The sequence below is a fragment of the Citrobacter sp. wls714 genome (assembly GCF_005281025.1).
Classification (GTDB): Bacteria; Pseudomonadota; Gammaproteobacteria; order Enterobacterales; family Enterobacteriaceae; genus Citrobacter; species Citrobacter werkmanii.
In genome coordinates, this window is record NZ_SZWZ01000004.1 from 16,643 (window position 1) to 28,804 (window position 12,162).

3 protein-coding genes are annotated in these 12,162 nt (G+C 52.6%); all 3 read right to left on the reverse strand.

Annotated elements, in window-relative coordinates:
* Positions 1-38: 38 nt before the first annotated feature.
* Positions 39-9,377 carry an autotransporter outer membrane beta-barrel domain-containing protein gene (locus FDX11_RS01040; protein WP_137397308.1) on the reverse strand — a complete coding sequence of 3,113 codons (9,339 nt, stop codon included), beginning with the start codon at positions 9,375-9,377 and terminating at the stop codon, positions 39-41.
* Positions 9,378-9,572: 195 nt separating this feature from the next.
* Positions 9,573-10,151, reverse strand: a complete 579-nt coding sequence (locus tag FDX11_RS01045) for a LuxR C-terminal-related transcriptional regulator (RefSeq protein WP_137397309.1) — start codon at positions 10,149-10,151, stop codon at positions 9,573-9,575.
* Positions 10,152-10,768: 617 nt separating this feature from the next.
* Positions 10,769-11,944 (reverse strand): DnaJ family molecular chaperone, encoded by a 1,176-nt coding sequence (locus FDX11_RS01050; RefSeq protein WP_137397310.1) that lies wholly within the window; start codon positions 11,942-11,944, stop codon positions 10,769-10,771.
* Positions 11,945-12,162 lie beyond the last annotated feature (218 nt).

Consider the following 12,162-nt stretch of genomic DNA (forward strand, 5'->3'; position numbering starts at 1 on the left):
CCCCCTGCAGAACAGAGGGCTGGTGAGTTTATGACTGCTTAGAACGATTTCTTAAAGCCAATGGAAGCATTAATCGGGGCTTCAACTTGCGACTTACTACCACCGTTGCTGAATTGCGTACCCAGTTCACCGTAGACCTGCACGTTTCTGTCGATTGACCAGGACAGACCGGCCGCAACTTCGGTGCTGGAGTACTGCTGTGAGGATTCGAGCGTGGTGGTGGCGACCGCATTGCTAAAGTGCGTTTTGTCTTTTGAACCCAGACCCTGCCAGACGTTTACCCTGCCGTACGGCTGGAATTTGCCATGGTTGGTGTCATAGTCAGCAACCAGACGTACGCCCAGACGGGCGGTAAAGGAATCAGCGGTATCCATTTTCACTTTCGTTTGGGTCACACCATCAAGCCGACCATTATCAAAATCGCTGTATTGGTAGATTAACTGAGCCTGAGGTTCCAGACTCCAGGCGCTTGAACCCAGACGGAACGATTTACCCACCTCCGTTGACGCCGTCAGCGTGTTGCCTTTGACGGTATAAGAACCGTTATTCCCGGTCGCCGCCAGGCGAGATTTATGGTTACCGTACTGCAGGACGTTATCAACATACATCCCGTTACCCGAGAACCAGGTGGCGTAACCGCCGACGTAAAACGCATTGTCGTCGATGTTACCGCCTTTGCCATCGCTACCCGTCTTCGTACCTTTCACATTGCTGTCGATGTCAAGGATGCTGGTATACATCCCGGCTTTCCAGTTTTCGTTAGCATACATGTCAACGCCGACCTGAATACCCATGGTATGGGTGCTGGTTTGTGTCCCGGCCGCATCGTCCAGTTTGGTTTTACCGGAGTAACCAAGCATTCTCGCCCAGGCGCGATTATCTTCGTCAATACCCGGTTTAACCTCGTCGCCCATACGTTGGTGCATGTTACCCAGCAGGCTGATGTCGCCCTGACGCACAACGCTGGCAAGGCCAGAATACAGCATAGTTTCTGGACGATATTCGCTTCTCAGATACCAGTTTTCCCCCTGACCCTGAGCATTGCCCGCATGCAGTTGGTACTCAAACGCGCCTGCTGCCATACGATCGGCGGCAAGATGGAAGGCGTCACGCGACGTTTGCGCGGTGGTGGTTGCGCCATTGAGCGCCGTAACGACTTCGATACCATCACCGACGGTCGGCGCGCCGAGGCCAGAACCATCAACGTCCAGCAGCGTACTCCCGCTGGCTTTACCGCCATCAATAATCAGACGGTCGGCAATGCCTGCACCGCTACCATTCTGAATGGCCGCCATGTTGATGGTCCCTTTTTCGCCGATGTAATCCCCTTTGACGGTTAACGTTGTGCCAGTCTGCTGGCCGATGAGCGAGACATCACCGCCGTTGCTCAGGCCCGCGACTGTCTGGTTGTATCCCTGCGTGTTCAACATGGTGTCAGCGACAACGTAGTGGTGTGACGCACTACTCAGGGTGTTGGTGTTACCCGCCCGCAGTACGCCGTTGGCAATTAACGTTGCGCCGCTGTAGCTGTTTTCACCTTGCAGTTCCGTAATACCGCTGCCGGTCTGGTGCAACTGGCCTTTACCGCTGATATTGCCCGCTAACGCCAGGGTATCCGCGCGATCAACCTTGAGTACGCCGTTATCAACGATATCTCCCTGAATGCTGCCGATGTTACCGCCATTACCCAACTGTAAAACGCCTTGTTCGATGGTAGTGCCCCCGGTGTAGGTATTATCCAGCGTCAGGGTGAGGGAGCCTTTACCGGTTTTGGTCAGATGACCATTACCTTCGACTTCCGTCAGCAGGGAAACGTTATGTCCGTTGGTATTGAATGTCCCGCCGCCGGATTCCAGCATCACCTGACGGGCGGTATCAAATGCTTCGCCATACTTCAGCGTACCGCCGTTGAAGGTAATACCCGTCTCTGGCGCGCCAAGGTTGGTATCACCCGCCACCTGCAACGTACCTGAGGTGATGGTGGTTCCACCGCTGTAGGTGTTGTCGCCAGTAAGTATCAGCGTCCCGAGATCGCCTTTATTCAGGCCGCCGGTACCGCGGATCACGCTGTCGATAGTTGCGGTGTAGTTTGCGCCGTCTACCGTGCCATCGCCGACGCGAATCAGCGTGTTCGCTGTGTCGGTGGTAATGGCCTCACCACCCACGCGATAGCCATCGGTGGCGAACTGTGCGCCGCTGATGATAACGTCGCCTTTGCTGTTATCGACGGTGACGTTGCCCGCTTCACCCTGGAAGACCGCGAAGGCGGCATCGGTAAACGGTGCATTCAGCGCGCCTTCTGGCGTGGATTCATCCGTGGTCCAGTTGTCGTTACCCTGGCTGGATTGCCAGATACCGTCGCCGCCGTTGATGACGCCGTTGTTTTTCAGCTCGCCATTCTCACCGCCGGTACCGTCCCAGAAGCGCAGCGTCAGTCCGGCATGATTGACCAGGTTTACCTGGTTGTTAACCGAGGTTTGCACGTACAGGCTGTCTGCGGCTTCCGGCGCGTTGGCAATGTCCATCACATTGTTGGTCAAGGTGCCGGTGTAGTTGATGACGCGGTAAACGCCCACGTCAAAGCTGCCGCCCGGAGAGGTCTCGATATTGAGCTTACCGTCGAGCGTCAGGTCGCCATTCACATCAATCAGGTCGTTGAAGGCACCGCCTGGGGTATAAGCCTGACCAAACTGATAATCCAGTTGGGCGTTATCACTCAGCGTCAGTGAACCGGTGGTCAGTTTACCCACGCTGTTGATGGCGGCACCAGCTGTAATATGACCGTCGTCCAGCACGTCAACCGCGCCGCCGATAATACCGTTCCCGCCGAGCGTCGCGCCGGATTTAACCGTTACCTGACCGGTCGCGGCAGACTGGTTGCCGTTGACCAGCAGCACGCCCTCATTGACGTCCGTGGTGCCGGTGTAAGTGTTATCGCCTGTCAGCGTTAAGGTGCCATCACCGATTTTCACCAGACTACCGTCGTTACCGCTGATAATGCCGCTGATGGTGTCATCAAGTTGCAGATTCCCCAGCGACAATGCTTTATTGCCCAATTCGACATTCCCCGCGCCGGACAACGAGCCGATAGAGGTTGCGCTGTCGACCGCGCTGATATCGACCTTACCGCCCGCCAGGTTCTTAACGACGGTATTTTCAGCCATCGCCTGGTCGGCAAAGGTCATCAGTCCACTGTTGTTCACGCTGGCATTGCCGCCGCTGGCATTCTCTTCCAGAGCCAGCGTACTGTCTTTTGCCACGTTAACCGTCGCGTTGCCTGCAGTGGCGTTGTCGGTTAACAGCGCTTTTGCTGCGCCCGTCAGGTTCAGTTTGGCGCTTGCGGCGGTGACGTTATCCGCCAGCGTTAACAGGCTGTCGGCGATGTTCATGGTCAGGGATTGCAGACTGGTATCTGTCCCGCTGACATTGAGCGTCGCCCCCTTATTGACGTTCACGGTGCTGCTTTCATTGCTACCAAAGGCTCCGGTTTTGCTGACGTTGACCGTGACATTGTTGGCATTACCCGTACCGGCAATTTCGGTATCACCTTTGTAGCTGTTGGCGCGATCGAGCGACAAGGTGCTGCCCGCATCGCTTGAGCTGCTGGTGACTTTCAGTTTACCGTCGCCGGTAATCTCACCGGCTGGCGTGAAGTGGTGCGAATTGAGGTCAAACACCGCCGCGTTATCACTCGCTCCCAGCTCAATAGTGCGATTGCTGGTCAGGTCTGCGCCCATCTGCAGGGTGGAGCCGTTGTTAATAACCAGATCGGTTCCGCTTTGGCCGAGGTTGCTGTCAGAGGAAATCTGCAACGTACCGCCATCAATGCGCGTGCCACCGCGATACTCGTTATCACCGCTGAGGATCAGACGACCAAGGTCGGTTTTCACCAGCGTCAGTTTGTCAGTCGTGCTGGCTTCGCGGATCACGGACTCAATGGCCGCGGTATAGTTTTGACCCGCGCCACCGGCACCAACGCGCAGCAGCAGTTCACCGGTGCCTGGCGTCTGGCCTGCATGGGTCGCGTTTTCTGTGGTGGCATACGCGTTAAGTGCATCACCTTTAACCACATAGCCATCGGCGTCAAACTGTGCCCCGGAGAAATTAACTTCGCCCGCGGCGTTATCCACGGTAACGGTTCCGCCTTTGGTGGTGAAGACGGCAAAGGATTTTTGCGCCCAGGGAGCATTACCTTTACCGGTTGCCGTGGTCCAGTTGTTATCTCCCTGGCTACCGATCGCCATCCATTTGCCATCGCCGCCGTCAATTTTGCTGTTGCCTTCAATTCCCGACGCGCCATGGCTCTGATTGACGGTTGCGCCGTCCCAGAACTGCAGGGTAACGCCGTTGGCATTCACCAGGTTGACCTGTTTGTCGATAGAGGTCTGGACAAAAATATTACTTTTATCCTGGCTGTCTGGTATTGCGCCCAGCTCCAGCGTCTGGTTATTCAGCGTGCCTCCGTAGTTATAGATACGATATACGCCCGGTCCGAAGTTCCCACCCTGTGAGGTGGTAACATCCAAGGTTCCGTCAAGTTGCAGATCGCCTGCGACGTTGACCAGATCGTTTAACGCACCGCCTGGCGTATAAGCGTTGCCCAGTTCGAAAGCGGAGGTCGTTTTGCTGCCAAGCTGCAGATTACCGTTAATGGTGAGCGTACCTGCACCGCCATCACCCGCGCTGAGGGTGGTGGCATCGTTCATCAATACATTGCCGCCGATAATGCCATTCCCGCCAAGTGTGGAGGTGCCGCTGACGGTAGTTGCACCGCGCGCCGCGCTTTGATCGCCATTCACCAGCAGTGTACCGTTGGTGACGGTGGTGTCGCCGGTATAGGTGTTATTGCCGTTCAGGCGGGTAATGCCGCCGCCGATTTGTTGCAGTGCGCCGATGCCCGAAATCACCCCGTTGAGCAGGACGTTGTTGGCGCGGTTGATCGCCAGCATGCCGTTGTCGATGATGTCAGACACGGCATTGACTTCGCCTGCATTTCCGCCGTTACCCAACTGCAGCGTACCGGTTTGATCAATGGTGGTAGAGCCAGTGTAGGTGCTGTTGGCGGTGAACACCGTGGTGCCGCCCGCCGCACGTTCAAATTTCCCGTCGCCGCTGATGATACCGCGATAGATTTGCGCCGCTGATGCATCCCCTTGGGTGTCGAAGATAACCCGACTGCCTGCGCCCTGGGTCGTCACATCGTAATCGCCAATGCTGGCGGCAGTACTGGTCGGCTCAACGTGATCGCCGGTGCGCAGCGTTGCGCCATTATTTACGGCAATGGTTTTACTCGCCAGACTCAGGTTTTCAACGACGCGGACATCCGCGTTTGATCCGCTGATGGTCAGGGAATCCCAGCCGGTGCCAATGTTGGTGCCGGTATTCAGGTTGTCGCTGGCAAGCGTGCCAATCTTCGCATCTTTCGTATTGGTGAAGGTGAGGGCATTGCCCGTACCCGCAGCGGTAATGATGTGGCGCGTTTTATCCAGTATTACATTGCCGATGTTGGCTTTATTGTTGCCGCCAGTGCCAGCGAAATTCACTTCACCCGCATAGGAACCGCTGCGCCAGTTGAAGGTGTCCCTGCCTTCGCCGGTATTGATTACGCCGCTGGTGATACCGCCGCTGATATCAATGGTGTCATTGCCTTTACCAGACTGAATAGCCACCGCCGTGTCGTTGATGGCCTGAAGGGTGCCGGTATTGGTGATTTTTTTCTTGCTGTCGCCGCTGGCGTCAATCACCGGTGAGGTCGTGCTGGCAGAAATAATCTTCCCGCTGTTGGTCAATGCGCTGACGTTTTTCGCGATGATCGCAGAACCGCCCGCGCTGTCATGTACGTTGATATCGGCACTAGTCGTGACCTCGCCATCCGTGTTGGCGCGGATACCGCTGCCTTCGCTGTTTAGCACCTCAACGGTATAGCCTTTGCCGATTTTCAGATCGCCCGTCACCGCGTCGCCATTGCGTTGCTCAAAGGCGAAACCGGTACCTTTCCCGTTGACGTTGAGGATGTTGTTCAGTCCATCGTTCATGGTCAGCGCAACGCTGGTGCGGATCCCTGGACCATCGTTGGAATCGATGGTGACATCACGCAGCGTGATATTGGTGTTGTTGGCATCGTTTTGAATGCCGGCACCAGTACCCTCAGCGCGAATCATCACGCTTTGCGCGGCCAGCGCGCCTGCGCCCTCGGCCAGACGAATACCGTCAGCAGATCCATTGGTGGTAATGCTGTCGCCAGTTTTACCGTTAATCAGCAGGCTGGCCCCCTGGGTCAGCAGAACGCCAGCAGTACCATCATCAACCAGAATTTTGCCCAGCTTATTAATCTGCGCGTTAGAGCCTGAGGCGCGTACGCCGATGCCGTTGCTGACATGCAGGGCGCTGGAGGAGTTATTGGTTAAGCTCCCACCTTGTTGCACATCAACGCCGATGCTGTCGACGCTGGCCAGATCGATAATCGATTTGGTATCGAGGAGCAGGTTGCCCAGATTTCTCGCCACATAGGCGATAACCTTGTTGCCGCTGGCTTCAGAGGTGATCTTCGCGTTCGAGGTGAGGATCGTGTTTGTGGCATTCCCCTGCGTGTTGCCATTCAACTGATGCGCCTGACCATCCACCACCCCGGCAATGGTGCTTTCACCGGTTAAATTGATGGTGGTTTTATCACTGATGGTACCGTTGGCGCCGCCTTCGATGAGCAGTGCTGCGGAGTTGGTGCCCTTAACAGTAAATGTCGCTTCCCCGGTATCTACGCTGCTGCCTGCGCCGGTGGCGAGGACGCCAACAGAATTGTTGCCGTTGAGCGTCAGATTCAGGTCAGAAGTGGACTGATCTTTCGGGTTAGTCGTATTACCGGCCAGCAATGCGCCATTGGCGATACGGAAAATAGTGGTGCGGTCCTGACCATTGTCATTCATCACCGCCTGCCCAATATTGGCGGTCGCGCCTTTACCATACAGGTAATAACCAATCTGATCGGTATTGTTGAATGCCGGACTACTCAGACTATCGACGTTAGCGATGGCGTTATCACGCACGTGTACGCCGATATTACCGGCCTGATTCAGGGTGATACCAGAATAGACATTGACCGTTGCCTGACCGTTGGCGCCGCCTTCCGCCCAAATAGCATAGTTTCGGTTACCGACGCCGCCGTCACCGTCTACTACGATAGAACCAGAAGCGCTGGTGGTGACTTCGGCGTTTTTCTTATTGGCGCTGACGTGGATCCCGACGTTATTGTTGCCATTAACGTTAATCTTGCCGTCATTTCTAATGATCTGACCATTCTCTGCGCCACTGTCACGCACAGTGATGCCGTAGTTCTTGCTGGTGCCTCCACGACCATCGCCATTGATTGCGATAGTGCCGGTATTCAGCACATTACCTGTTGCATTGCCGATCAGGATCCCAGCGGCGTTACGTATGCCGACGCCAAGGGTGATGAGACCGTTGTTAATCACCTCTTTAGCGCTTTTGGTCATGATACCGGCGCTTGGGCTGGCACCGCCTGGCAATACGGCATCCAGGGAGGAATTATTCGCATCGCGGCCAAGGTATATCGTTGCATCCTTGGCGTTGGTAAATGTGGCGTTGTCGGCGACTTCCACGCCAAAGGCGGTGCCATTACCAAAGGACTTCTTGTTTTTGCGTCCGTCGACGATATTGATATCGCCGTTATTCGTGCCCTGCGCGTCGTTAGACAGCTGCATACCAATGGCCAGCGTCAGCGAAGTCTCGGGATCGTCTTTACTCCAGGGGTCGGCAGCAGAAGCGGTACCGAAGTTATCGGTAGTAATCGCCTGGTTGATGGTGCCTTCGTTGGTAATGACGCTGGCGCCTTGCCCCTGCATGCCAAATGCACCGTAGCTGCTGACGTTTTGGTTACCGTCCTTATCAATAAACAGCCCGGAGTTGATGGTTCCGTGGTTGGTTGCCGTTGCATCTTTCGCCAGCATGCCAATTGCCAGGCTTTGCCCGGTAGAGGTACGCAATGCGTTCAGTTCGCCCAGGTTAGTGATAACCCCGCCGTCAATGGCTTTCATAACGCCATTAATACTGCCGTCTACGGCGATCATCGCGTCTTTGTTCAACGTACCGGCGGTACCTGCGCCGTTGGCATAGATAGCGTGCAGCTCACCGCGATCGGCGGTTGTGTTATTGCTGTGCGACTCGCCATCGGTCCAGACGTCGTAATCCCAGGAGATAACATCAGATGACTTACCTGAAGTCAGTAAGTCATCAATCAGCTCAGCATACTTCGCTTGCGCGGCGGAGACGGTGGTGATTTGACTATCTTCTACATCCAGCCACAACTGGATCTGGCTAACTTTTTGTCCATCCGGTTTTTGCGCGGCATCATCGCTTTCGCCTAATAGCCAGCTATTGAACTCGGCCAGTTCCGCAGCAGTGGTAATTGAGAACGTTTTTTCACCTGTTTCGATAACCTCGCCGGCGTCGTTGTAGCCATACGTCATCAGCGTTACATCGCCGCCAAATACGGAGGTTGTCCTGGAACCGTTAAACGTTTTGGTCGGAATAACGGGGGCGGCGTTAAATTTGATGTAGTTATCGGATTGCCAGTTCACCTGGCTGTTGGCGCCTTGCGCTTCCAGCAGCGAGGAATCTTTAGCCAGTAATTCGATGGTATTGGCTTTGTCACGCACATGAAGCGTATCGTTGCCAATATTCAGGTTGGCCGTGGCGCCATTGGTTGCCAACGCGATGCCAAATTGCTTATAGATTTGCGTTTGTTGAGGATCATACGTATTTAAAACAGCATCGCCGATTTGTGACTCAGTGATAAACCCGGCTAACGCACTGGTATCAAAGACTTTAATGGTATCTGGTTCTTCAGGAAGCGCCGGATCGAAAATAGCAAAGTCCGTGCTTTGCGAAGGTTTCGCTGACTGGGTATGAGTCAGGTATTCTGCCAGCTCTTCCTCCGTGGAGATTGTTTTTACGCTCTGGTCAGGGCTGGTAGCCTTAAGGGTGATTTTTCCGGTTTGCAGCAGCTCTCTGATGGTGGTGGACTCAACAACGCCGCTTTGGCCTGGGGTAATCGTCGGGATCGCGCCGCTGATATTGAGCGCCTGACCAGTGGTATTATCTTCATATAAGAAGCCGTAGTTATGAATTCCCTCATAAACGCCAGCGGAAATTCCTCGCTGGTAGTCAGTAGAAATATTATGATCGCCGGTATCAATAATCGGATCAGCCGAGGCCATCATCGACGCTCCGCTTAATGCGCCAGCAGCGAGGACGGCGACAGTTTTACGTGAACTACTTTTTTTCTTACCTTTAGTTAATTCAGAAACGACCACCCAGATACCGAGCGCCGCGTTCCAAATAATGCTGTAAACTTTGTTCATATATAACCCTCGTCTACATTCCTGTTATGTATGTGTTAATACGTTGAGTTGTTGGCTATGGTTGGCCCGCGGACGCGTTACCCGGTATGGTAATTTTGGGAAATAGGGTTCCCTTCCGAGCTATGCGGAATTAAAAAATGAGCCGAAAGGACAGCTTTAAATAATAACCGTGATAATTGTCCTTAAATAAGTCAGTTATGGCTGGCTATAGTGGGAAATGGTGTACTTGAGCCGGGTGTTATTTTTACCGAGCTTTCTGGCAATGTTGCTTTTGTACGCCCCGATGGTTTTTTCACTTTTTTGTGATGCCCCGGCGATTTGTGCCAGTGACCAACCCCGGGCAAGCATCATCATCACATTGAATTCGTTTGCGGTGATTTTTGTGTGCAGTGCTTTGATATTATTTTGTTTTTTATTCTGTATGATACGTGTAACGGCATGCAGCAGCCGATCAAGACTGGCATCTTGATCGAGTAATTGCATATTCTTCCCGCAAACGGTTTGAAAAAGAGAAAAGGTGGCTTCATCTGCCAAAACAATAATCTTTGTGGCAGGGCGGATAGCCATGCTGCGGATAATTCTGGCATATTTTAAAAAATCTGATTTGTCAGGATTAATAATGATGTAATCTGTATCATCTGGCAGAAACTTGACTGCTGAAAACGTCTGAGAGGAGTGGTACGTGATATCAATATATAAGGATGAACCACGTAGAATTTCTCGCATGCCTAGCCAGGGATAAAGTGAGTCACCCAAAAAAATAGCCTTAGACATTACGATCTCCTTGAAATTTTAATGCAAGCGGTCGCCTCTTTTTTCTGGCTGAAAAAAGAGTTTCTTGCGACGCGTGGAATGTTAATTAAATCTCGTATAACGTTCTTTGGTTTGAACGTATCCTTATTTATTGCCAATTCAACAGATATATTCTGTATTTATTTGAAGCATTAACTATTCTGAAAGTAGATATTACACTTTGTTAAAATTTAAGATAAATCGTTTATATCACCTCTGAGCAGATGATTGATAGATTTCGCTTATGAATCACCATAAGAATGAGCCAACCTTTTCCATAAAGGCAGGATATTCCTGGGCTTATTGACGGCGATTTATTTAAAAATGATTATATTTCAAAGGAATGCTCGCTTGTGATGATGGACTGGTTGGTGGGTAGGAGAATTCTTAATTAAGATTAGGAAGAAGGGGCGGGTGGGAACAGTGAAGATGGTAATATCGCCAAATTTACATTAAGCATCTAAAAATGTTTGAATTTAAGGCTAATTAGCCAATTAAATAAACATTTATAGTTTTTTATTCTGAGTTGATCTTTTTGTGCTTTATTTGAGCATGTTGCTTGCCGTTGTCATTTTATCTGCTTACTTCGCTGCTAGCGCTCAGCCCGCTAACAGCTCCTGCTCGACCTGTTGCACCTGTTGTTCCAGCGAGTTGCGGATTTCCGTCAGCGCCCGTTGCTGGTCAGAGAAGTAAGCCTCTTTATCGGTCACGGAGGAAGCAAGGCGCCAGGCGTTTTCCGCCTCTAGTTCGGTAATCTCTTTCAGCAGTGCGTTAATTTGTTCTCTGAGCTGCTGTATTTTGCTGCGTAAATGCTGCAGATCGTTCAATCGGTCACTCGCCATCATCGGTTCGAGACCACTTTGTAACTGGGTCAGTAACGCCCGTACGGCGGCAAGGTCGGCATTTTGGCGCGCCTGGTTAAGCTGTACCATCATCTGGTGCGCTTTCTCTTTCAGATCATCCGCCACTACGTCCGGGTGGCAAAGACGACTGGCCTGCCGCCACAGGCGTTTTAGCTCGTTACGCTCATTGGCAGAAAGTCGTTGGTCGCGAGTAAAACGATGCTGTGCGTCCTGCTGCTGCTCCTGATATTCATCATATTCATGACTGGCCTCTTCTTGTGCCTGGCGAGTCGCGCTGTCGTCCTGGCGAGAAAAGTCGTTTTCCAGCTCACGAATCTCCGCCAGCAGGGCGGTGATCAGCTCCGTTTGTTGCTGAATGCGTTGCCGGGTTTCGACAGATTCGCGCGAATCTGAGTGCTGGTTCATCCATTGCTGATTGAGTCTGGCCAACTGCTCAACGGCCTGGGAAATATAGTGCTGACAGGATTTATAGTCTTTTTCCCGGCGCTTTCGCTCCGCTTCCTGTTTACGTTGGGCGCTGACGGCCAGTTGCTTACGCAACTCAAGGATGCGGCTCATCAGCGGCCCAAGACGAAGATGGTATAGATCGTTGAAATCATCGAGGATTTGAATGCGCGTGTTGCGCTTATCAATTAGGTCACGCAGTTGTGTTTCAAGCGCTTTCAGTTCGAGTTTACTCGCCGCAATCGCAGGATCCCGCCACGTAGAGAGCGCTCGCTGAGATTGCAGCCAGGCCGTGATTTCACGCAGAGCATCGCTAAAGCGCCGGGCTTCGATCGCTTGCACGATGGTGTCTGGCACGACTGACAAAGGCTCATTTTTCAGATGCGCCACCTGCTGGAAAATAATCTCCTCATCTTCCAGTTCAATAGCGCTTTTGACGATTTCCAGTCGTTTGATGATCTTATTCATGACAGTCGTTGCCTGGCCTGACTCAAAAACGAATGGCTTAAATACAACAGGCCCACCCGTTTGAAAATGTTAGAAAAACAGTAAGGTGCATTCTGTGGCCTGCAATACCTTTTCGTCCAGAATAATTCACTGTAATTATGAAAAGCGTGAACTCTGGTAAGGAGCCCACCCATGAAAAATAACAACTGCTCAGGCATCGCTGACAACCATGATGTTAA

Excerpts from the sequence above, each read along its gene's own strand:
- FDX11_RS01040 (WP_137397308.1), bottom strand. The coding sequence starts at position 9,377 with ATGAACAAAGTTTACAGCATTATTTGGAACGCGGCGCTCGGTATCTGG.
- FDX11_RS01045 (WP_137397309.1), bottom strand. The coding sequence starts at position 10,151 with ATGTCTAAGGCTATTTTTTTGGGTGACTCACTTTATCCCTGGCTAGGC.
- FDX11_RS01050 (WP_137397310.1), bottom strand. The coding sequence starts at position 11,944 with ATGAATAAGATCATCAAACGACTGGAAATCGTCAAAAGCGCTATTGAA.